This is a genomic window from Streptomyces sp. NPDC001351, assembly GCF_042896045.1.
Classification (GTDB): domain Bacteria; phylum Actinomycetota; class Actinomycetes; order Streptomycetales; family Streptomycetaceae; genus Streptomyces.
In genome coordinates, this window is sequence record NZ_JBIAWS010000001.1 from 345,042 (window position 1) to 365,882 (window position 20,841).

Annotated in this window: 20 protein-coding genes; 13 read left to right on the forward strand and 7 right to left on the reverse strand. The window is 70.3% G+C overall.

The window, feature by feature from the left end; translation table 11 throughout:
* Positions 1-430 precede the first annotated feature (430 nt).
* From ACFY1U_RS01510 to yjfF, 5 genes are all read left to right on the forward strand, one after another.
* Positions 431-1,477: a LacI family DNA-binding transcriptional regulator gene (locus ACFY1U_RS01510; RefSeq protein ID WP_390692116.1), complete on the forward strand. Its 1,047-nt coding sequence runs from the start codon at positions 431-433 to the stop codon at positions 1,475-1,477.
* A gap of 134 nt (positions 1,478-1,611) precedes the next feature.
* On the forward strand, positions 1,612-2,619 hold the full coding sequence (locus ACFY1U_RS01515; RefSeq protein ID WP_390692117.1) for an ABC transporter substrate-binding protein: 1,008 nt from the start codon (positions 1,612-1,614) through the stop codon (positions 2,617-2,619).
* Positions 2,620-2,716: 97 nt separating this feature from the next.
* Positions 2,717-4,255: a sugar ABC transporter ATP-binding protein gene (locus tag ACFY1U_RS01520; protein ID WP_390692118.1), complete on the forward strand. Its 1,539-nt coding sequence runs from the start codon at positions 2,717-2,719 to the stop codon at positions 4,253-4,255.
* Positions 4,252-5,361 carry an ABC transporter permease gene (locus ACFY1U_RS01525; protein ID WP_390692119.1) on the forward strand — a complete coding sequence of 370 codons (1,110 nt, stop codon included), beginning with the start codon at positions 4,252-4,254 and terminating at the stop codon, positions 5,359-5,361. The genes ACFY1U_RS01520 and ACFY1U_RS01525 overlap by 4 nt, the downstream gene beginning before the upstream one ends.
* The gene (gene yjfF / locus ACFY1U_RS01530) at positions 5,361-6,383 is read left to right on the forward strand and encodes a galactofuranose ABC transporter, permease protein YjfF (RefSeq protein ID WP_390692120.1); all 1,023 of its coding nucleotides are present in this window, start codon (positions 5,361-5,363) and stop codon (positions 6,381-6,383) included. Before ACFY1U_RS01525 ends, yjfF begins: the two co-directional genes overlap by 1 nt.
* A 113-nt stretch (positions 6,384-6,496) precedes the next feature.
* Here yjfF and ACFY1U_RS01535 read toward each other — a convergent pair whose 3' ends face one another.
* Complete coding sequence (locus ACFY1U_RS01535; protein WP_390692121.1) at positions 6,497-6,943, reverse strand: MarR family winged helix-turn-helix transcriptional regulator; 447 nt, start codon at positions 6,941-6,943, stop codon at positions 6,497-6,499.
* Positions 6,944-7,066: 123 nt separating this feature from the next.
* Here ACFY1U_RS01535 and ACFY1U_RS01540 point away from each other — a divergent pair, with 123 nt between their 5' ends.
* Both ACFY1U_RS01540 and ACFY1U_RS01545 read left to right on the forward strand, forming a co-directional pair.
* Positions 7,067-8,065 (forward strand): NADP-dependent oxidoreductase, encoded by a 999-nt coding sequence (locus tag ACFY1U_RS01540; protein WP_390692122.1) that lies wholly within the window; start codon positions 7,067-7,069, stop codon positions 8,063-8,065.
* 107 nt (positions 8,066-8,172) lie between these two features.
* Complete coding sequence (locus ACFY1U_RS01545; protein WP_390692123.1) at positions 8,173-8,592, forward strand: organic hydroperoxide resistance protein; 420 nt, start codon at positions 8,173-8,175, stop codon at positions 8,590-8,592.
* Between the two features lie 74 nt (positions 8,593-8,666).
* On the opposite strand, the gene ACFY1U_RS01550 is transcribed toward ACFY1U_RS01545, so the two are convergent.
* Positions 8,667-9,818 (reverse strand): serine hydrolase domain-containing protein, encoded by a 1,152-nt coding sequence (locus ACFY1U_RS01550; protein WP_390692124.1) that lies wholly within the window; start codon positions 9,816-9,818, stop codon positions 8,667-8,669.
* A 215-nt stretch (positions 9,819-10,033) separates the two neighbouring features.
* Between ACFY1U_RS01550 and ACFY1U_RS01555 the strand changes: the two genes are divergently transcribed.
* Positions 10,034-10,897 (forward strand): hypothetical protein, encoded by an 864-nt coding sequence (locus tag ACFY1U_RS01555; protein WP_390692125.1) that lies wholly within the window; start codon positions 10,034-10,036, stop codon positions 10,895-10,897.
* 54 nt (positions 10,898-10,951) lie between these two features.
* Positions 10,952-11,767, forward strand: a complete 816-nt coding sequence (locus ACFY1U_RS01560) for an EI24 domain-containing protein (RefSeq protein ID WP_390692126.1) — start codon at positions 10,952-10,954, stop codon at positions 11,765-11,767.
* Here ACFY1U_RS01560 and ACFY1U_RS01565 read toward each other — a convergent pair.
* Both ACFY1U_RS01565 and ACFY1U_RS01570 read right to left on the reverse strand, forming a co-directional pair.
* Positions 11,745-13,001, reverse strand: a complete 1,257-nt coding sequence (locus ACFY1U_RS01565; RefSeq protein ID WP_390692127.1) for a pyroglutamyl peptidase — start codon at positions 12,999-13,001, stop codon at positions 11,745-11,747. The two genes, ACFY1U_RS01560 and ACFY1U_RS01565, sit on opposite strands and share 23 nt — an antisense overlap.
* 121 nt (positions 13,002-13,122) lie before the next feature.
* On the reverse strand, positions 13,123-14,079 hold the full coding sequence (locus ACFY1U_RS01570) for a LysR family transcriptional regulator (RefSeq protein ID WP_390692128.1): 957 nt from the start codon (positions 14,077-14,079) through the stop codon (positions 13,123-13,125).
* Positions 14,080-14,128: 49 nt separating this feature from the next.
* Between ACFY1U_RS01570 and ACFY1U_RS01575 the strand changes: the two genes are divergently transcribed.
* Positions 14,129-14,518: a RidA family protein gene (locus ACFY1U_RS01575; RefSeq protein WP_390692129.1), complete on the forward strand. Its 390-nt coding sequence runs from the start codon at positions 14,129-14,131 to the stop codon at positions 14,516-14,518.
* A gap of 25 nt (positions 14,519-14,543) precedes the next feature.
* Positions 14,544-14,882: a YrdB family protein gene (locus ACFY1U_RS01580; RefSeq protein ID WP_390692130.1), complete on the forward strand. Its 339-nt coding sequence runs from the start codon at positions 14,544-14,546 to the stop codon at positions 14,880-14,882.
* Between the two features lie 9 nt (positions 14,883-14,891).
* Here the strand turns inward: ACFY1U_RS01580 and ACFY1U_RS01585 are convergent, their stop codons facing one another.
* Positions 14,892-15,470: a TetR/AcrR family transcriptional regulator gene (locus tag ACFY1U_RS01585; RefSeq protein ID WP_390692131.1), complete on the reverse strand. Its 579-nt coding sequence runs from the start codon at positions 15,468-15,470 to the stop codon at positions 14,892-14,894.
* Positions 15,471-15,575: 105 nt separating this feature from the next.
* Between ACFY1U_RS01585 and ACFY1U_RS01590 the strand changes: the two genes are divergently transcribed.
* A complete protein-coding gene (locus ACFY1U_RS01590; protein ID WP_390692132.1) occupies positions 15,576-18,020 on the forward strand; it encodes a glycoside hydrolase family 3 C-terminal domain-containing protein in 2,445 nt (814 codons plus the stop codon).
* Positions 18,021-18,097: 77 nt separating this feature from the next.
* Here ACFY1U_RS01590 and ACFY1U_RS01595 read toward each other — a convergent pair whose 3' ends face one another.
* Together ACFY1U_RS01595 and ACFY1U_RS01600 are read right to left on the reverse strand one after the other, a co-directional pair.
* Positions 18,098-19,072: an aldose epimerase family protein gene (locus ACFY1U_RS01595; protein ID WP_390692133.1), complete on the reverse strand. Its 975-nt coding sequence runs from the start codon at positions 19,070-19,072 to the stop codon at positions 18,098-18,100.
* A gap of 44 nt (positions 19,073-19,116) precedes the next feature.
* Positions 19,117-20,004, reverse strand: a complete 888-nt coding sequence (locus ACFY1U_RS01600; RefSeq protein ID WP_390692134.1) for an SGNH/GDSL hydrolase family protein — start codon at positions 20,002-20,004, stop codon at positions 19,117-19,119.
* A 266-nt stretch (positions 20,005-20,270) separates the two neighbouring features.
* Here ACFY1U_RS01600 and ACFY1U_RS01605 point away from each other — a divergent pair, with 266 nt between their 5' ends.
* A complete protein-coding gene (locus ACFY1U_RS01605) occupies positions 20,271-20,765 on the forward strand; it encodes a DUF3145 domain-containing protein (RefSeq protein WP_390692135.1) in 495 nt (164 codons plus the stop codon).
* Positions 20,766-20,841: the final 76 nt, after the last annotated feature.

Sequence of the window (20,841 nt, forward strand, 5' to 3'; positions counted from 1 at the left end):
CCGGACCCGCCCTCGCGGCCGTCTCCGTCTCCGTATCCGTCTCCGTCGCGAGCGTGCCCGGGTTTCCTGTGGTGGTGTGTGCGGCGCTGCGGCTCGGTGTCAACTTTGCCTGATGTGGCCGTGGTTGAGGAGCTGCCCTGAGGGGCCGCTCGGTCGGGCCTTTTCCGGTCGCGTTATCCAACCGTGACGGCCTTCCGCCTGCAGCCCTCTTGACCGCCACGATTTGTTAGCGCTCACAATGACCTCCGCATTCACCGGTCAACGTCCAACATCAGCATGGGAGTTATGAGCGTCGTGCCCGCAGTGTCCCGACCAGTCGATCCCGCCCGTGCTGTTGGACCTTTCCGGAGACTTGTGTGAAGCCGCCGGGCGGTACTGGCCGCCCACAGCGCGGGCTTTGCCGGCCGACGAGCGCCAAGGAGGTGCGGCCGTGACCAGTGCGCAGCTTCGGCCGCCCACCATGGCCGACGTGGCACGCCTGGCAGGCGTGTCCCACCAGACGGTGTCCCGCGTGCTGGGAAACCACCCCAACGTGCGGGACCAGACACGGGCCAGGGTGCTGCGTGTGATCGAGGAGACGGGCTACCGCCGCAACTCCTCCGCACGGGCCCTGGCGACCCGGCGCACCCGGACGCTGGGGGTGGTGGCCTCCGACACCACCCTCTACGGACCGGCCAGCACTTTGTTCGCGCTGGAGGAGGCGGCGCGGGCCGAGGGATATCTCGTCTCGACGGTCACCTTGCGCAAGCTGACCATGGAGACCCTGTCCGAGGCCCTGGACCACCTCAGTGAGGGCGGGGTGGAAGGAGTGGTCGCCATCGCCCCGCAGCGGTCCGCGGTGGTCGCGCTGGCCGAACAACGCTGTCCCTTCCCGGTGGTGGTCGTGGGCAGCGGTCCGGGCGTGGAGATTCCCGGCGTCAGTGTGGACCAGCACCTCGGAGCCCGGCTGGCCACCGGCCATCTGCTGGCCGCCGGTCACCGTAACGTCTGGCACCTCGCCGGGCCCGAGGACTGGCAGGAGGCGGCCGACCGGGCGGCCGGCTGGCGGGCGACTCTCGAAGCGGCGGGGGTGGAGCCGCCCATGCTGCTGCGCGGGGACTGGAGTCCGCTGTCGGGTTACCGCGCCGGCCAGGAGTTGGCCGGCTGGGTGGGCCGGGGGCTGACCGCCGTCTTCGTCGCCAACGACCAGATGGCGCTCGGGGTGTTGCGGGCGCTGCGGGAGGCCGGGGTCCGGACTCCCCAGGACGTGGCGGTGGTGGGCTTCGACGACATCCCGGAGTCGGAGTTCTTCGCTCCTCCCCTCACCACCGTCCGGCAGGACTTCTCGACCGTCGGAAAGCGCGGCATCGCGATGCTCCTGGAACTGATCGAGGGGCCGCCACCCGCCACCGCGCACAGGATCGCCATCGAACCCCAACTGGTCGTCAGGGCCAGTACTTTCCCGCACGCCGTCCAACCGGAGGGCGTACCTCTCTGACGTACCGACCCACCACACACGCGGTTTCGTGTGGTCGAAATACCGAACAATGATCGACAGGCTGGACGTAGTACGGCCGGTCCCCTTGAGTACCAGCGGTCCGTCCCCGGGCCGGCTCTTCAAAGGAGAAGAACATGCTCAACAGAAGGAACTTCCTCACCGCGGCGGTCGGCGTGGCGGCTGCGGGTGGACTGGCCGCCTGTGCCAAGAAGGACGACAGCGGCTCCGGCTCCGGCTCCGGAGGCGGCAGCAAGGCGATCACGCTCGGCTTCTCCCAGGTCGGCGCCGAGAGCGGCTGGCGCGCCGCCAACACGACCTCGGTGAAGTCCGCGGCCAAGGACGCGGGCATCAACCTCAAGTTCTCCGACGCCCAGCAGAAGCAGGAGAACCAGATCTCCGCGATCCGCAGCTACATCGCGCAGAAGGTGGACGTCATCGCCTTCTCGCCGGTGGTCGTCACCGGCTGGGACGCGGTGCTCAAGGAGGCCAAGGCCGCGAAGATCCCGGTGGTTCTCACCGACCGCTCGGTGGAGACCTCCGACGGCTCCCTGTACGTCACGCTGGTCGGTTCCGACTTCACCGACGAGGGCCGGCGCGCCGCCCGCATGCTGGAGAAGGTCCTCGCGAAGGCCGGACTCAAGGGCCCGGTGAAGATCGCCCAGCTGGAGGGCACCACCGGCGCCGCTCCCGCGATCGAGCGCGGCAAGGGCTTCAAGGAGATCATGGACGCGGAGCACAAGTCCGACTGGAAGATCGTCGCCAGCCAGAGCGGTGACTTCACCCGGGCCGGCGGCAAGCAGGTCATGGCGGCCTTCCTGCAGTCCCACTCGGACATCAACGTGCTCTTCGCGCACAACGACGACATGGCCATCGGCGCCATCCAGTCGATCGAGGCGGCCGGCAAGAAGCCCGGCAAGGACATCCTGATCGTCTCCGTCGACGGCGTCCACGACGGCTTCGTCGCCATGTCCCAGGGCAAGATCAACGGCATCGTCGAGTGCAACCCGCTGCTCGGCCCCCAGCTGATGGAGGTCGTGAAGAAGGTCCACGAAGGCCAGAAGGTCGAGCGCTGGATCAAGACCAAGGAGGGCGACTACACGCAGGACCAGGCCAAGGCCGCGCTCCCGACCCGGAAGTACTGACCGACCGCACCCACCGGCAGGGAGCCTCCGGCCGACCGAGCCATCGGTCCGAGGGGGCTCCCTGCGGGAGTGAACCAATCCCACAAGGAGCGCTGCCATGGCAGAGCCGCGGCCCGTGCTGGAAATGACGGGCATAGTCAAGGAGTTCCCGGGGGTACGGGCTCTGTCGGACGTCGACTTCCGGCTCTTCCCCGGCGAGATCCACGCACTGATGGGCGAGAACGGCGCCGGGAAGTCCACCCTGATCAAGGTGCTGACGGGGGTCTACTCCCTGGACGGCGGCACGATCACCCTGGACGGGAAGTCCGTGCTGTTCGGCAGCCCGCTGCAGGCGCAGCAGGCGGGCATCAGCACCGTCTACCAGGAGGTGAACCTCTGCCCCAACCTGTCGGTGGCGGAGAACATCTTCATCGGACGCGAGCCGACCCGTAGGGGCCGGATCCAGTGGAAGCGGATGCGCAAGGAGGCAGCGGAGCTGGTGGACCGGCTCGGCCTCGACATCGACGTCACCGCACCCCTGTCCTCGTACCCGCTGGCCGTGCAGCAACTGGTCGCCATCGTGCGGTCGGTGGGCACCGGCGACAGCGACGGCCAGGGATCGGGCACCAAGGTGCTGGTCCTGGACGAGCCCACGTCCAGCCTCGACCGTGACGAGGTCCAGGAGTTGTTCCGCCTGATGCGGCGGCTCAAGGACGAGGGCGTGGCGATCCTGTTCGTCTCGCACTTCCTCGACCAGATCTACGAGATCTGCGACCGCATGACCGTCCTGCGCAACGGCACCCTCGTCGGCGAGCACATGGTCGCCGACCTCGACCAGGTCGGGCTGATCCAGCTGATGATCGGCAAGGCCCTGGACCAGCTGGAGGAACTGCACGACCAGCAGCTGCACTCCGACGTCGGCGAGACCCTGCTGAAGGCGGAGAGCCTCGGCAGGACCGGCGGCATCGCCCCCTTCGACCTGGAGATCAAGAAGGGCGAGGTGCTCGGACTCGCCGGCCTGCTGGGATCGGGCCGGACCGAACTCGCCCGGCTGCTCTTCGGCGCCGACCAGCCCGACAGCGGCAAGGTGACCATCGGCGGCAAGCAGGTCTCGATGAGCGCCCCGAACGCCGCGATCGGCGCCGGTGTCGCCTTCTGCTCCGAGAACCGCAAGACCGAGGGCCTGGTGCCCGATCTGACGGTGCGGGAGAACATCATCCTGGCCCTGCAGGCCTCGCGTGGCTGGACGCGGCCCATCCCGGTCGCCCAGCGAGACGAACTCGTCGCCAAGTACATCAAGGCGCTGGACATCCGGCCCGCCAATCCCGAGGCCAGGGTCGGCCAGCTCAGCGGCGGCAACCAGCAGAAGGTGCTGCTGGCCCGCTGGCTGATCACCCAGCCGAAGCTGCTGATCCTGGACGAGCCGACGCGCGGCATCGACGTCGGCGCCAAGGCGGAGATCCAGAAACTCGTGGTCTCGCTCTCCGAGGAGGGCATGTCCGTGCTGTACATCGCGGCCGAGCTGGAGGAGGTACTCCGGCTCAGTCACACCATCGGAGTGCTGCGCGACCGCCGGCTGGTGGCGCAGCTCGCCAACGGGCCGGAGATCACCAGCAGCCGGATCATGGAGACCATCGCGAGCGGAGAACACCAGTGAGCACCAACTCCCGATGGCGAGCACTGACACACCACCACCTGTTCTGGCCGGTCGCGGTCCTTGTCTTCCTGCTGCTCGTCAACCTGCCCTTCACCCCTGACTTCTTCTCGGTCAAGATGACGGACGGCCACCTCTACGGCAGCCTCGTCTCGATCGTGCTGTTCGGATCGCCCCTCATCCTGGTGGCGGTCGGCATGACCGTGGTCATCGCCACCGGCGGCATCGACCTCTCCGTCGGTGCCGTGGTCGCCATCACCGGGGCACTCGCCTGCTCGTACATCAGTCATCAGGCCGACCAGAACGCCCTGTCGGGGGTGCTGCTCGCCATGGGTCTCGGCCTGCTGGCCGCGGTCGTCTGCGGCCTGTGGAACGGCTTCCTGGTCGCCAGGATGGGCATCCAGCCGATCATCGCCACGCTGATCATCATGGTCGCCGGACGCGGTGTCGCCCAGCTGATCACCGACGGCCAGATCATCACCATCGACAGCGACCCGTACAAGCTGATCGGCGGCGGCTACTGGCTGACGCTGCCGTTCTCCATCTTCGTGGTGGCCGTGGTCGTGGCCGTCACCGTGGTGCTGACCCGCCGCACGGCGCTGGGCCTGCTGATCGAGGCGGTCGGCGGCAACGCCGAGGCCAGCCGCCTCGTGGGCATCAGGTCCCGGCGCATCAAGATCATGGTCTACGTCTTCTGTGCGCTGTGTGCAGCCGTCGCGGGCCTGATGATCAGCTCCAACACCTCGGCGGCGGACGGCAACAACGCCGGTCTGTGGATCGAGCTCGACGCGATCCTCGCGGTGGTGATCGGCGGCACCTCGCTGCTCGGCGGCCGGTTCTCCATCGGCGGCACCGTGGTCGGCGCCCTGGTCATCCAGACCCTGACGACCACGATCTACACCATCGGTGTGCCGACCCAGACCACCCTGGTCTTCAAGGCCGTCGTCGTCATCGTCGTCTGCCTGCTCCAGTCCCCGAAGTTCCGCGCCAAGGTCTTCGGTGCCAAGCTCGGCGCCCGGTTCGGCGCGAAGGGCGGCGCCAAGCCGGCCGCGGCTGAGGCGGACACCCCCGCGTCGACCGACGCCGCTCCGAAGATGGAGGTGTCGTGATGAGCGCGACCACCCAGAGCCCCACGGCCGCGGACAGCCGCACCCCGTCCAAGGCCCAGCGTCTGCTGGGCGACCGGCGTCTGCCCGTCGCGGCGACCGCCCTGCTCTTCCTCGTGATGTACGGGGTGGGCCTGGGCCGGTACCAGTACTACGGGTTCGACGACCCGCAGGTCTTCCTGAACCTGTTCATCGACAACAGCTACCTGCTGGTCGCCGCGGTCGGTGCCACCTTCGTCATCCTGTCCGGCGGCATCGACCTGTCCGTCGGCTCGGTGATCGGCTTCACCACGATGCTGACGGCCTGGCTGGTGGAGCGCGAGGGGCTGCCCCTTCTGGTGGTGATCCCCATCGCGCTGGCGGTGGGCGCCTTCGGCGGCTTCCTGATGGGCTATGTGATCCACAACTTCGAGATCCAGCCCTTCATCGTGACCCTCGCCGGCCTCTTCCTCTTCCGCGGCCTGTGCCTGGTCATCAGCAAGGAGTCGATCTCCATCAGCGACTCCTCGGTGAGCAGCATGGCCTCGGCGCAGGTGTCGCTGGGGATGGGGTTCCTGTCGATCGGCGCGGTCGTCGCGCTGGTCGTCCTCGCCGTGGCGTTCTACGTCCTGCACTACACCCGCTTCGGGCGGCGCGTGTACGCCATCGGCGGCAACGAGCAGTCGGCCCTGCTGATGGGTCTCCCGCAGGGCGGCACCAAGATCGCCGTGTACACGGCGAGCGGCTTCTGCTCGGCGCTCGCCGGTCTGCTGTTCACCCTCTACATCCAGTCCGGTGACCCGCTGCACGCGACCGGCATGGAACTCGACGCGATCGCCGCGGTCGTCATCGGCGGCACGCTGCTGACGGGCGGTTCCGGCTATGTGGTGGGCACCCTGTTCGGGGTGCTGGTGCTGGGCCTGATCAAGAGCATCATCCAGTTCGAGGGCACGCTCAGCTCCTGGTGGACGAAGATCGCCACCGGTGTGCTGCTGTGCGTGTTCATCCTGGTCCAGCGCGTCATGACGGCCCGCAAGAAGACATGACCTCGGGTGGCAGGAGCTGAGCCGCCCGGCTCGCTCCCTGTGCGAAGAGGTCCGGCGTACGCATCCCGTGCGCCGGGCCTCTCGCATGTCGGGGCCCTGCCGGCCTCAGGCTCTCAGCTCTCGGGCTGCCCCAGCATCCGCCGCAGCAGGCCCCTCAGCGCCAGCCGTTCCTCCCTGCCGAGCCCCGCCAGCGGTTCGCGCGCGAAGCGCAGGGACTCGCGCAGGTCCTTGGCCACCCGTCGGCCCTCCTGCGTCGCCGCCGCCAGCTTCACGCGGCGGTCGGCCGGGTCGGGGCGGCGTTCCACCAGGCCGCGGGACTCCAGGCGGTCGACGATGCCGGTCACGTTGGACGGCTCGCACTTGAGTTTCTGGGCCAGCTTGCGCATGGCCAGCGGTTCCAGGGAGAGCAGACTCAGCAGACGGGCCTGGGCGCCGGTCAGCGAGTGCTCGGCGGCGGCATGCTCGTAGTCCTCGTGGTAGCGGGCCACGATGTCACCGATGAGCTCGACGACCTCCAGGGTCAGTTCATCGGGACGACGGGTGTTCGGTGGAGTGGCCATGGGTTCAGCGTACCCCGTTACTTGACAACCTGAAATATTCAGGAGCATGGTTGTTTCAGGTACTGAAGTATTTGGTACTCGCAGCATCTGACGTACTTCCCGCACGCTTGAAAGGCACTCGTCATGATCAACCGCGAATGGCACCTGCTCAGCCGTCCCGTCGGCTGGCCGAAGCCCGAGGACTTCGCCCTGGTCGAGACGGAGGTCGCGGCGCCGGGGGAGGGTCAGGTGCTGGTCCGCAACAAGTACCTCTCGGTGGACCCGTACATGCGCGGCCGCATGAGTGACGCGAAGTCGTATGTCGCGCCCTTCGAGCTGGGCAAGGTCATGCAGGGCGGCGCGGTCGGCGAGGTCCTCGAGTCCAACGCCGAGGGCATCGCCGTCGGCGACCACGTGCTGCACTTCCTCGGCTGGCGTGAGTACGCGGTCGTGGACGCGAAGACCGCCGTCAAGGTCGACCCGGAGGCCGCGCCGCTGAGCACGTACCTCGGTGTGCTCGGCATGACGGGTCTGACGGCGTACGCGGGCCTGCTGCGGGTCGGTGCCTTCAAGGAGGGCGACGCGGTCTTCGTGTCCGGCGCCGCGGGTGCCGTCGGCAGCCAGGTGGGCCAGATCGCCAAGCTGAAGGGCGCCTCCCGGGTCATCGGCTCCGCCGGCTCCGACGAGAAGGTCAAGCTCCTCGTCGAGGAGTACGGCTTCGACGCCGCCTTCAACTACAAGAACGGCCCGGTCTGGGAGCAGCTCAAGGAGGCCGCCCCGGACGGCATCGACGTCTACTTCGACAACGTCGGCGGCGAGCACCTCGAGGCCGCGATCGGCGCGCTCAACCTCAAGGGCCGGGCCGTGATCTGCGGCATGATCTCGCAGTACAACTCGACCGAGCCGACGCCCGGCCCGCGCAACATGGTCAAGATCCTGCAGAACCGGCTCCGCGTCGAGGGCGTCCTCGTCGGCGACCACTACGACCTGCAGCCCGAGTTCGTCCGGGAGGTCGGCCCCTGGGTCGCCTCGGGACAGCTGAAGTACCGCGAGACGGTCGTCGAGGGCATCGAGAACAACCTGGAGGCCTTCCTCGGGGTCCTGCGCGGCGACAACACCGGAAAGATGATCGTCAAGCTGTAGGTCAACCCCTGGCCTTTCCTGCTGTTTCCGGAATGCGATAACTTCTTTCCGAAACCGTCGTCGATCGTGGGCGCGAGTCGCGGCGGACCGAGGAGGAAGACAACCGCATGTCCATCCAGCAGACCGACGTCCTCTACACGGCCGTCGCCACCGCCGAGAACGGTCGCGACGGCCGGGTCGCCACCGACGACGGCAAGCTCGACGTCGTCGTGAACCCGCCCGAGGAATTGGGCGGCAGTGGCGCCGGCACCAACCCGGAGCAGCTGTTCGCGGCCGGGTACAGCGCCTGCTTCCAGGGCGCGCTGGGCGTCGTGGCCCGCCAGGAGAAGGCCGACATCTCCGGCTCGACGGTCACCGCGAAGGTCGGCATCGGCAAGAACGACGACGGCTTCGGGATCATCGTCGAGATCTCGGCCCACATCCCGAACGTCGACACGGAAACCGCCGGAGCCCTCCTGGAGAAGGCCCACCAGGTCTGCCCGTACTCGAAGGCAACCCGTGGCAATATCACCGTGACGCTGGTCTGACGACACTCGTTGCGTACGCGAGAGGCCGCATCCTTGGACGTGGGATGCGGCCTCCGCCGTTCCTGCCGGAGTGTTCAGACCTCCAGCGCCGCGCTGTGCACCGCTTTCACCAGCCGCTCGTTCTCCGGCGCAGCCCCGCCCGGATAGGCGATGCGCCGCCGGGTGTAGCCGTACGCCAGCCCGCTGCGCGGGTCCGCGAAGGCCTGCGATCCGCCCGCTCCGGCGTGCCCGAAGGCCCCGGCGCCCAGGAACAGGTACCAGGCCTCACCCGTCGCCTGGAAGCCGAGGCCGAACGCGCGGTGGCCGCGGGCCACCAGGTCGTAGCCGACGGAGTGGACCTGCCCGACCTCGGCGACGGTGTCCGGCTTCAGCAGCGGCGGCCGCCCCGCCACCTCGCTGATCGCCGCCGCGTACATCCCGGCGAGCCCGCGCGCCGCGGCCACACCGCCCGCCGACGCGGGCCCCTTGGCGCGCACCGTGCGGGAGTTGGCGTGGCCGACCAGGTCCACCGGCTCGGGCACATGGGTGTTGGACGCGATCGAGGAGAGCGTGTGCGGTCCTCTGGGTGCCGCGTCCAGCACGGCCTGCTGCTTCGCGGTCGGGGCCATCGGCTGCACGGACCGGAAGCGCGGCTCCAGCGCCTCCGGCAGCCCCAGGAAGAAGTCCAGCCCGTACGGGGCCCGCACCCGCTCCTCGTAGATCTCCTGGAGGGTGTGGCCCGTGGCCCGCCGCACCACCTCTCCGGTGAGCGCGCCGATGACGAGCGCGTGGTAGCCGAACGCCGTGCCCGGGCGCCAGAACGGCCGCTGGTCTGCAAGGCGTTCCGCGATCGCGCGGTCGTCGGCCAGCTCGTCCTCGCTGAACCCGGCGTCGAGCCCGATCAGCCCGGCGCGATGCGTGACCAGGTCCCGCAGGGTCAGCGCACCTTTGCCCTCGGTCCCGAACTCCGGCCAGTAGTACGTCACCTTGCGGTCCAGTTCGAGCGTGCCGTCCTGCACGAGGAGCGCGACGACCAGATGGGCGGCACCCTTGGTCGACGAGAACACGCCGTAGAGGGACTCGGCGTCGTTGCCGTCACCGGCCCACAGGTCGACGACCTTCCGGCCGTGCACATACGCACACAACTGGCCCTCGTAGTCGGGCAGCTCCCCCGCCACGAACGCGGCGAACTCCTCACGCACTGCCTCGAAGCCGTCCGCGACGGTGCCGTGGATCTGCTGCGTCATCCGTTCTCCTCAAGCTCGGCCGCTGGGCGAGGGGGCTTCCTGAGATCGATACGGCGAGATGTATCTGTTCGACTCAACCCCAACAAGAGCCGGTTCATGTCGCGGATGCCCCGTATGACGTATCGCGAATGGGCCGGAGGGGGCGACGGAGTCCGTCGGATGGGGGCATGCTGAGGGGCGACCGTCGGCACCGAGGCTCCATTCGAGGAGAGCCCATGGCAACGATCCCTTCGCTCCCCAGCAGGGACGACGTGCTGCGCATGGCACGCAACACCACCGACATCACCGGCCAGCTCCTGGACACGGCCGGGAACATCACCCGGATCGCGATCAACACCTTCGACCCGCGGGACGGCTCGGGCGCGGAGGTGCTGCGCGTGCTGCGCGAGACCACCGCGGAACTGGCCGAGGCGAGCGCGTCTCCGCAGGCCCAGGAGGCGTTCTACCGGATCGTCGACACCCTGACCCGGCTGGGCACGAGCGGGGCGCCGCTCGCCGTGCACCCGGTGAGCGAACCGGCGCAGGCCCTGCTCACGGCGATCGGCGACAGCCTCCTGCCGGTGCTGGACGCGGTCGAGCCGGCCGTGGAGGAGTTCGCGGACGCCCTCGGCGACCTGGTGGAGGCGACGTCGCCCGTGCTGCCCGCGGCGGCGGGCGTGGCCGCGGGCGCACTTCTCGCGGTGACGCCGGTGCTCCGGGCGGCAGCGGACGTCCTGCGCGACTCGTCCCCCGAACTCCGTCGCGTCGCCGACGCGCTGACCGCCGCCCTCACCCCTCTGATGCCACTCCAGGTCGCCCTCGCGGAACGCGCCGCGGCCGCCGGAGCAGGCGTGGTGCGAGCAACGCTGCCCCCACTGGCCGACCTCGCGGAAGCGGCGGCGGCCACGACAAAGGCGGCCCGTCCGCTCCTGGTGGCAAGCGAGGAGCTCCTGATATCGGGCCTGGAACAACTGCAGCCCCTCCTCCTGACCGCGGCCTACCGAGCGGGGCGGGTGGCACGGGCGGCGGCGACAAGAGTGTCGGCGGCGGTCTCCCCGGCGGCGGAGAGGGGGGTCGTGGTGGCCGTCACCCCGGTGTAGCACCGGGTGTTCGGCGGTGCCGTCCGAGAAATCGGGGCCCGATAGGGTTCCCACATGCGCGATCTAGGGGCGGGCTTCAGCTACCTACTCAAGGGTCAACGATGGGTGGCCAGGCACGGCAAGCAGTACGGCTTCGGTCTGCTGCCGGGCCTGATAACCCTGCTCCTCTACCTGGCCGCGCTGGTCAGCCTGGCCCTCTGGGGTGAAGACGCCGTCACCTGGGCGACCCCCTTCGCAGGCGACTGGTCCAGCCCCTGGCAGGGCCTCTTCCGCGGCTTCCTCACGGTGGTGCTCTTCGCCCTGGCCCTCCTCCTCGCCGTCCTCACCTTCACGGCCGTGACACTCCTCATCGGCCAGCCCTTCTACGAGAGCCTCTCCGAGAAGGTCGACCGTGACGTCTCCCCGGACGGCACGGCCCCCGAGTCCGGCCTCCCCCTCTGGCGTGAGCTGTGGGTCTCGGCCCGCGACAGCCTCCGTATCCTCGTGCGCGCACTGCTCTGGGGCGTCCTGCTCTTCGCCCTGGGCTTCCTCCCGCTCGTCGGCCAGACCGTCGTCCCGGTGATCGGCTTCTTCGTCACCGGCTTCTTCCTGACGGAGGAACTGACCGCCGTCGCCCTCCAGCGCCGCGGCGTCGAACTGCGCGCCCGACTCACCCTGCTCCGCTCCCGCAAGACCCTGGTCTGGGGCTTCGGCACCCCGCTGGGCCTGGCCTTCCTGGTCCCGTTCGTCGCGGTGTTCCTGATGCCGGGCGCGGTCGCGGGCGCGACGCTGCTGGCGCGGGAGCTGCTGGGCGAGGAGACCGACGACGGTGACGAGGACACCGCCGAGGACCCCGAAGGGCAGGACGTCACCCAGCGGTCGTGGCGTTGACCGCGACGGTCAGGATCGCCCGTACCTGAGTGATGATGTCCTGCCGGTTCTGCAGGAACTGCGGGTCCGTGACCGTCCCGGTCGCCGGGTCGGTGTTGCCCGTGCCGAACTGCAGCACCGGTGTGTGCACATGGCCGCCGGGCAGGGTGTCGTGCAGCCCGAGACGGTCCCGCAGCAGGGTGGCCCGGTAGGCGATCTCGTTGGAGAGGTAGTCGCCCCCGCCGCCGGCCCGCGCGGTCGAGCCGGGCGTGGGCCCGTCCGGCCGTACCACCGCATCCGTGCCGCCCGCGGGGATCTCGGTCACCTCGGTGTGGTCGTACACCGGGAAGCGTCCCGTGTTCGCGGCCACGATCTCCTTGTACGGCAGGGTGGTCGTCGTCCACTGCGGCTGTGAGGCGGGATCGGTGACGGGCACGGTCTCCGTCCTGCTGATGTTGTCGTTGTCGGGGAACCCGCCCCGCCAGGCTCCGTTGGTCCGCTCCACGTCGAACCGCCCGACCCGCCCCTGGCTCACGGTCGTGAACAGGTCCACCTGCTTCAGATACGGCCGCAGCGTCCGCTCCACGGTGCCCTCCGCGAAGTCCTGCCAGCGCACCGGGAAGACGACGGTCTCGACCCGCGCGGGCCCCTTCGCCGTCTCGATCACCGTTCCGTCGAGCGCGAGCGCGGTGGCCCCGGAGGGATTGGAGATCCGGATGTCCCGGTCCAGCGTGAACGGGTCGAAGCCGGTGACGAGCACCCGCCTGAGGCCCTTGCCGTGCTGCGGGTAGCGGACGTCGGTCTGCCCGCGCGAGGTGCGCTCCAACGCGTCGATCAGCGCGGCCCGCTGCTGGTCGCTCAGCGCGAACGTGGGCTCCCAGGTGCGCACGTCCCGGGTCATCCCGAGCCGCGCCCAGTAAAGCGGCCGATCGTCGTCGCGGGCCAGGTCCCCGCCCGCCGGCCCACGCCCCTGCGCCCGGTCCACGGCCCGCCGCCACAGCGCCGACCCCTCCTGTACGACGATGCGGCGGGCCTGTGCATAGGAACAAGCCCCTTCCAGCGCGCGGGTGAGCCGTGGCGCCACGTCGTCGAACCCGGACCGTTCGAGGATCTCCTGCGGTACGGCCTTGTCGAGCCGCTGCTCCTCCACGGTGGGGGAGGGGGCGGTCCCGGCGGCGGTCGCCGTGGTGGGGGTCGCGAAACCGGCCAGCAGCGCCAGTCCGAGTGCACCGATCCGAACGCGTATGGAATTCAAGGGAGTTCAGGTCCTTCCGTCGCCGTCGTGGGGGGAGCGTGGTGCGGACGGCCGCAGTATCGCCCGACGGAAGTGGTCTACGCCATGGGGCAGGTGTGTCAGGTGTGCATCGAGTGCGCACCTACCCGGGGACGGGGATACGAGCCACAGCCTCCCGCAGCGCCCCGACGAACGCCTCCACGGCGGGCGTCAGCGCCCGCCCCCGCGCCGTCGCCGCGTACACGGCGCGGGCCGGGGCTCCCTCGTCGAGGACCGGCAGCAGCGCGATGTCCGGGCGTACGGACTCGGCGGCGAGAGCGGGGACCAGAGTGACTCCGAGGCCTGCGGCGACGTACCCCTGCTTGGCGGTCCATTCGCCGACGACGTGCGCCACGCGCGGGCGGAAACCCTGGCGCAGGGCCGCGTCCAGGAGGGTGCCCTCGGGGCGGGAGCTGCCGGAGATCCAGTCGTCCTCGGCGAGTTGACCGAGCCGCACCGGGCCCTCGCGGCCCCCGAGGGGATGGTCGGCCGGGACGGCGACGTACAGCGACTCGTCGAGGAGATGGTGGAGTTCGTACGACTCCAAGGGCGCACGGCCGGTCGTCGAGACGACCGCCAGGTCCAGATGGCCCGCGGCCAGCCGGTCCAGGAGGCGGGGCGTGAGGCCCTCCTCGCGGGAGAGCCGCACCCGGGGGTGGCGGGCCCGGAACGCCGCCAGCGCGTGCGGCACCAGCGCCGCGTCGGCCGTCGCGAACGCCCCGAACCGCAGCCGCCCGCCCGCCACTTCACGCAGGGCCGCCAGTTCGCGTGCGGCGCCGTGCAGCGTCTCGGCGACCGTCTCCGCGTGCGGGACGAGCAGCCGGCCGGCCTCCGTGAGCCGTACGCCGCGCGGCAGCCGGTCGAAGAGCAGGGCCCCTCCGAGCGCCGCCTCCAGCGAGGAGATCTGCCGCGACACCGCCGACTGCGTCCACCCGAGCGCCCGCGCGGCCACGGTGAACGAGCCGTGCCGGGCGACCACCAGGAACACCCGCAGCCAGATGGTGGAGAGGTCGGGCAGCGGTGCGCCTGCTGAGGGATGCTGTTTCGGCATGGCAGCCATGCTAGACATTCGCTTGTCGCACCGCGGCTGACAGGCTTAGCGTCATCCCGTGAAGGTCACCCTGGACAACCCGGTCGACGCCCCCCAGCCCGCCAGCCCCTACTACTCCCAGGTCGCCCGCGTCGAACACGCCGACGGCAGTGCCCTGTTGTTCGTCTCCGGCCAGATCGCCGAGGGTGCCACCCTCGCCGAGCAGACGCGCGGCGTCTTCGAGGCGCTCGACGCCCTGCTCCGCGCCCACGGCGCGGCGCTGTCGGACGTCATCAACATCCGCACCTACCTGACGGACATCACCAAGCTGCAGGAATACGGCGCCGTGCGGCGGGAGTTCCTCACCGGGACACCGCCGACGAGCATGACCTTCGAGGCCTCGCGGCTGTTCCGGCCCGAGGCGCAGATCGAGATCGAGGTCGTCGCCGCCGTGCCCGCACCGGAGTGATCCCTTCCGGGCGATACTGCGGCCCATGAAGGCAATCAAGGCAGTGAACCTCGGCGTCCTGTTCCTCATCGAACTCGGCGCTCTGGTGGCGGTCTCCTACTGGGGCTTCACCCGGGACACGGCCGCCCCGCTCGCCTGGCTCCTCGGCCTCGGCGCCCCGGCCGTACTGATCGTGCTGTGGGCGCTGTTCGGCTCCCAGAAGGCGTCGTACAAGACACGAGGTGCGGTCCGCGTCGGCTTCGAACTGCTCTGGTTCGGGGCCGGTGTGGCCGCGCTGTTCGCGGCCGGAGCCATGGCCTGGGCGATCGCCTTCGCCGCCGTGTGCGCGGTGAGCAAGGCGCTCGCCGTCATCTGGCGCCAGTAGGAGGGGAGTTCAGGCTTCCTCCCCCAGCAGCGCCAGGAAGTCCCGGAACGCCCCAGGCATGTCCACCGACTCGGGGTCCAGCAGCCACTGGTACTGCAAACCGTCCATCACGGCCACCAGCAGCGGAGCCGTCCGTTCCGGGGTCAGCCCGTTCGGCAACCGCTCCCCGTACTCGGCCCGCAACACCGCCGCCATGTTCTCCCGCACCTGCCGGTACCGCCCGGTGAAGTACCCCCGCGCCGGATGGCCCTCCGTCACGCTCTCGCCCAGCAGTGCGGAGAACGTCTGGATGATCCCGGGCCGCATCGCGTTGTACTCGACCAGCGAGGCCAGCAGATCCACCCGCCACTGCGTGGCCGGTACGGCATCCCACTGGTCCCGGTCCTTCAGCACCGCGACCAGCAGCGCGTCCTTGGTCGGGAAGTAGTGCAGCAGCCCCTGCTGGGTGAGCCCGACGCGCTCCGCCACCGCGGCCAGGGACGCGCCCCGGTACCCGCGCTCGGCGATCACCTCCAGCGCCGCCCGCACGATCTCCGCGCGCCGCTCCTCGCTTCTGACCCTGGCGTTCATGGCGTCACCGTACGACATCCCCGTAGAGCAAATATTACGGCACGATAACGAAACCTACCGTGTTACAGGGGACCGGTGCACGATGGAGCGCAGGACGACAGGACTCGATGAGGAGGCACCGCCATGGCGGGAACCCCTGGACCCTCTCCGGCCGACAGCGCGCGCGAGGCCGCCGTCGACGCGGCGCTCGGCAAGCTGGACCTGGACGCCAAGGCCCGGCTGCTGTCCGGACAGGACATGTGGTCCCTGCCCGCCCTGCCGGAGATCGGTCTGAAGTCCCTCGTCATGTCGGACGGACCGATCGGCGTCCGGGGGGTGCGCTGGACCGCCGACGACCCCTCCATCGCCCTGCCGTCCCCGACCGCGCTGGCCGCCACCTGGGACCCGGAACTCGCCCGCCGCGCCGGCACCCTGCTCGCGCAGGAGGCCCGCCGCAAGGGCGTGCACGTACTGCTCGCCCCCACGGTCAATCTGCACCGCTCCCCGCTCGGCGGACGGCACTTCGAGGCCTACAGCGAGGACCCGTATCTGACCGGGCTGATCGGTACGGGTTATGTGCGGGGGGTCCAGTCGGGCGGTGTCGGCACCACGGTCAAGCACTTCGTCGCCAACGACGCCGAGACCGACCGCTTCACCGTCAACAACCTGGTCTCGCCGCGCGCCCTGCGCGAGCTCTACCTGGCCCCCTTCGAGCTCATCGTCGAGAACGCCCGCCCCTGGGGCATCATGACCGCCTACAACACGGTCAACGGCACGACGATGACCGAGCACCGCCACCTGGTGAACGAGGTCCTGCGCGGCGAATGGGGCTTCGACGGCTACAACGTCTCCGACTGGATGGCCGCCCGCTCGACGGTCGGCGCCATCGAGGGCGGCCTCGACGTCGCCATGCCCGGCCCGCAGACCGTGTACGGCGCCCCGCTCGCCCAGGCCGTGCGGGACGGCAAGGTCGAGGAGTCCCTCGTCGACGAGGCCGTACGCAACGTCCTGCGGCTCGCCGCCCGCGTCGGCGCCCTGGAGAGCGCCGAGCCCGCCGTCACCGCACTGCCCGAGCCCGTCGACGGCATCGCGCTGGCCCGTGAGATCGCCCGCCGCGCCTTCGTCCTGGTGAAGAACGAGAACAACGCCCTGCCCCTCAAGCCCGGCACGGTGGCGCTGATCGGCGCCGCCGCCCGCGACGCCCGCGTGCTCGGCGGGGGCTCGGCGACGGTCTTCCCGGCCTGGATCGTCTCCCCGCTCGACGGCCTCACCGCCGCCCTCCCCGAGGGCACCCTCAGCTACGCCGTCGGCGCCGACCCCACCACCGAACTCGCCGTCGCCGACAAGGGCTTCGAGCTGCGGGCGGTGTGCCGGGACACCGAGGGCAACGTCATCGGGACGGGCTCCGCTCCCAACGGCCAGATCCAGTGGATGGGTTCCGACCTCCCCGAGGGCGTCACCCACGACCGCCTGCACACCGTCGAGCTGACCGGCACCTTCACCCCGCGCGAGACCGGCCTGCACACCTTCGGCGCCAAGGGCACCGGCCACTTCACCCTCACCGTCGACGGCACCACGTACTACGACGACCTCCAGGGCCCCGCCGACGACAGCGACCCCTTCGAGGCCTTCTTCGGCGCCCCGGTGCCCCGCGCCCAGGCCGAACTGACCGCGGGCGAAGCGGTGGACGTGTCCCTCACCTACGTCTACGCACTCCCCGAGGAGTTCCCCCTCAAGGTCGTCGCCTTCGCCCTGGCGCACCTGGAGCCGCAGCGCGACGGCGACGAGCTGATCGCCGAGGCCGTCGAGGCCGCCCGCGCCGCCGACACCGCGGTCGTCGTGGTCGCCACCACCGACCGCGTGGAGTCGGAGGGCTTCGACCGCAAGGACCTCGACCTCCCCGGCCGCCAGGACGACCTGGTCCGCGCGGTCGCCGCCGCCAACCCCAACACCGTCGTGGTCGTCAACTCCGGCTCCCCGGTCGAGCTGCCGTGGCGGGAGGAGGTCGCCGCCGTGCTGCTCAGCTGGTTCCCCGGCCAGGAGGGCGGCGCGGCCCTCGCGGACGTGCTGACCGGCGCGTACGAGCCGGGCGGCCGCCTGCCCACCACCTGGGGCTCCCTGTCCGACGCCCCGGTCACCCAGGTGGTGCCCGAGGGCGGCGAACTCGCGTACACCGAGGACGCCTTCATCGGCTACCGGGCCTGGGAGAAGCAGGGGCGTACCCCCTCGTACCCCTTCGGCCACGGCCTCGGCTACACCGACTGGACCTACGAGTCCGTCGAGGTCGACGGCACCACCGCCACGATCCGCGTCCGCAACTCCGGCGAGCGCGCGGGCCGGGAGGTCGTGCAGGTCTACCTGGCGCCGGCCGAGCCCGGACCCGACCGTCCGGCGCGCCGGCTGGCGGGCTTCGCGGGCGTCGAGGCGGCCCCGGGCGAGACGGCGGAAGCGGTCATCGAGATCCCCCGCCGCGCCTTCGAGGTCTGGGACGAGGAAACGAACTCATGGTCATGTGTGAAGGGTTCGTACGAGATCCAGGTGAGCCGCTCGATCACCGACCGCCGCCTCACCGCGACGATTAACGTCTGATCCGGGACAAGTCTCCCCACGAACAGCCCCGGCCCGGGACCTGACCCCTGGGCCGGGGCTCGTGCGTTCCGCCGCCGCTAGCGGTTGGCGAACCCGTACACCGTCTCCGACCTGAACACCCCGCCCGGCCGCAGCACCGTGCTCGGGAAGTCCGGGTGGTTCGGGGAGTCGGGGAAGTGCTGGGTCTCCAGTGCGATGCCGTCGCCGGGGGCGAAGGGGGCGGACAGGTGGTCGGCGGTGTAGATCTGCATGCCGGGTTCGGTGGTGGCCACGGTCAGGACCCTGCCGGAAGCGGGGTCGTGCAGTTCGGCCACCTCACGGGCGGTCTCGGTGACTCCGCCGTCGAGCACGAAGTTGTGGTCGTATCCGGCGCCGACCTTCCGCGCCCGACGGAAGTCGAAGCGGGTGCCCGTCACGTCGGCGAACTCGCCGGTCGGGATCAGATCGGCGTCGACCGGGGTGTAGCGGGAGGCGGCCAGCCGCAGTTCGTGGCCGCCCGCGCCACCCGAGCCGCCGAGGTTGAAGTAGCTGTGGTTCGTCAGGTTCACCACGGTCGGCGCGTCCGTCACCGCCTCGTACGCGATGCGCAGGGCGCCGGACTCGTCGAGCGTGTACGTCGCCGAAACCTCCAGCCGGCCCGGGAAGCCCTCCTCGCCATGCGCGCTGACCCGGCTCAGCCGCACCCCGTGCTCCCCGGCCCGCGTCACCTCCCACACCCGCTTGTCGAAGCCGCGCTCGCCGCCGTGCAGGGAGTTGGGCGGCGTGTTCTGCCCGAGCGCGTACGTCACTCCGTCCAGCGGGAAGCGGCCGCCCGCGATCCGGTTGGCGTACCGGCCGATCAGCGCGCCGAGGTACGGCTCCGGGTGCGTGAGATAGCCGTCCAGGTCCGCGAACCCCAGCACCACGTTCCCGGCCCGCCCGTCCCGGTCCGGGACCTCCAGGGACTGCACGATCCCGCCGTACGACAGGATCCGGACCCGCACGCCGGCCCGCTCCAGGGTCCAGCGGTGGACCGGGGTGCCGTCGGAAAGTGTGCCGAAGAGTTCGTTCATGTGCGGAACTTTAGGTCACGGCCCTGGTCCCGGATCGCAGCACCTCACGCCTTCTTCCCCGTGACCTTGCGGTAGGCGATCTCCGCAAGCCGCGCCTGCCCGTTCACACTGGGATGGAACCAGTCCCACTGGCTCAACTGGGCCGTACCGAACCGGTAGTCGTACACCGCGCCCCCGTCGAACCGGCACCGCCGGTCCTTCGCACAGACCTCCTCCAGCACCTTGTTGTACGCCTCCACCCGCTTCTGCACCGTGTCCCGCCGCAGCGTCGCCGCCGAGTCCAGCGCGTCCGCGTCGCCCAGCATGGACGGGCAGATGCCGAGCTTCCACACCTGCTTGCCCAGCGGATTGGTGCGCCCCTCGGACCACAGCCGCTTCAGGTTCGGCACGCTCGCCACGTACACCTGCGTCTTCGGCAGCGACCTGCGCAGGGTGCTCAGCGCGTCCTGGAAGTCGGCGCGGAAGCTCTCCACCGAGGTCATGGCGGCGATGCTGGCCCGGCAGGCGTCGTTCGCCCCGGCCATCACCGTCACCAACTGCGGCCTGCGCGTCACCGCCTGCGCCATCTGGCCCGGCAGGTCCGCCATCCGCGCCCCGGTCACCGCGTAGTTCCAGCTGCGCTCGGCGGCCTGCGCCTTCCCCAGCAGCCGTACGGCGAGGCTGTCGACCTTGGCGCTGCTGCCGGTGGCCCAGGACACCTCGGGGCAGTCCGACAGGACCGTACAGGCGTCGAAGCCGCGTGTGATGGAGTCGCCGACCGCCGCGATCGAACGGGGGCTCACGTCCCACGCCGGCGCGGGCTTCGCGCTGTGCGCCTTGATGCCCGTCGGCCCGGCGGAGTTGCCACCGACGGCGTCGCAGCCGGCGACGCCCAGGACGGTCGCCGCCACGGCGGCGAGAACGGTCCGTGAACGGTGGCTTGGCTTCCGCATACGCCGGTGATCCCCTCGGTGCAGTCCGTCTACGTACGGATGTGTCACCCCATAACAACGCGCGAGAGTTCCCGATCCACGCACCCTGCAACGGTTCACACCCGTACAAGCGTCCTGCCGGGTGAATGGCGGACGTTTCAGCGCATCGGGACCGACGGTACGTCACACTCCTTGCGCCGCCGCACGGTAGCCTCGCCATCAACGTGGCCGTCCGGCCACGGCGTCCGCCCGTTCGCCAGATTGTCCTGCTCTGCCCGGAGGTCCCGGTGACGACACGTGGGGTTCTGTACGTGCACTCCGCGCCGCGCGCGCTGTGCCCGCACGTCGAGTGGGCCGTCGCCGGTGTGCTCGGCACACGCGTCAACCTCGACTGGATCCGGCAGCCCGCCGCCCCCGGCACCTGGCGCTCGGAGTTCTCCTGGCAGGGCGAGGTCGGCACGGCCTCCAAGCTCGCCTCCGCGCTGCGCGGCTGGCAGCTCCTGCGCTTCGAGGTCACCGCGGAGCCCTGCCCCACCGCGGAGGGCGAACGCTACAGCTGCACCCCCGACCTGGGCATCTTCCACGCCGTCACCGGTATCCACGGCGACATCCTCATCCCCGAAGACCGCCTCCGCGCCGCCCTGACCCGTTCACAGCAGGGCGAAACGGAACTGGAGTCGGAGCTCACCAAGCTGCTCGGCAAGCCGTGGGACGACGAGTTGGAGCCGTTCAGGTATGCGGGCGAGGGCGCTCCGGTGCGCTGGCTCCACCAGGTGGTCTGAAGCGCCCCTTTAGGGGCGCGGGGCTGTGTCGATATGCGGCTCCGCCGCGTGGGCGCGAACAACCCCCACCGGCCCG

Coding starts and splice junctions, on each gene's coding strand:
- ACFY1U_RS01570 (WP_390692128.1), bottom strand. CDS start 14,079: ATGGCTGCCATGCCGAAACAGCATCCCTCAGCAGGCGCACCGCTGCCC.
- ACFY1U_RS01535 (WP_390692121.1), bottom strand. CDS start 6,943: ATGGCCACTCCACCGAACACCCGTCGTCCCGATGAACTGACCCTGGAG.
- yjfF (WP_390692120.1), top strand. CDS start 5,361: ATGAGCGCGACCACCCAGAGCCCCACGGCCGCGGACAGCCGCACCCCG.
- ACFY1U_RS01515 (WP_390692117.1), top strand. CDS start 1,612: ATGCTCAACAGAAGGAACTTCCTCACCGCGGCGGTCGGCGTGGCGGCT.
- ACFY1U_RS01520 (WP_390692118.1), top strand. CDS start 2,717: ATGGCAGAGCCGCGGCCCGTGCTGGAAATGACGGGCATAGTCAAGGAG.
- ACFY1U_RS01555 (WP_390692125.1), top strand. CDS start 10,034: ATGGCAACGATCCCTTCGCTCCCCAGCAGGGACGACGTGCTGCGCATG.
- ACFY1U_RS01585 (WP_390692131.1), bottom strand. CDS start 15,470: ATGTCGTACGGTGACGCCATGAACGCCAGGGTCAGAAGCGAGGAGCGG.
- ACFY1U_RS01600 (WP_390692134.1), bottom strand. CDS start 20,004: ATGCGGAAGCCAAGCCACCGTTCACGGACCGTTCTCGCCGCCGTGGCG.
- ACFY1U_RS01560 (WP_390692126.1), top strand. CDS start 10,952: ATGCGCGATCTAGGGGCGGGCTTCAGCTACCTACTCAAGGGTCAACGA.
- ACFY1U_RS01550 (WP_390692124.1), bottom strand. CDS start 9,818: ATGACGCAGCAGATCCACGGCACCGTCGCGGACGGCTTCGAGGCAGTG.
- ACFY1U_RS01590 (WP_390692132.1), top strand. CDS start 15,576: ATGGCGGGAACCCCTGGACCCTCTCCGGCCGACAGCGCGCGCGAGGCC.
- ACFY1U_RS01580 (WP_390692130.1), top strand. CDS start 14,544: ATGAAGGCAATCAAGGCAGTGAACCTCGGCGTCCTGTTCCTCATCGAA.
- ACFY1U_RS01540 (WP_390692122.1), top strand. CDS start 7,067: ATGATCAACCGCGAATGGCACCTGCTCAGCCGTCCCGTCGGCTGGCCG.
- ACFY1U_RS01545 (WP_390692123.1), top strand. CDS start 8,173: ATGTCCATCCAGCAGACCGACGTCCTCTACACGGCCGTCGCCACCGCC.
- ACFY1U_RS01595 (WP_390692133.1), bottom strand. CDS start 19,072: ATGAACGAACTCTTCGGCACACTTTCCGACGGCACCCCGGTCCACCGC.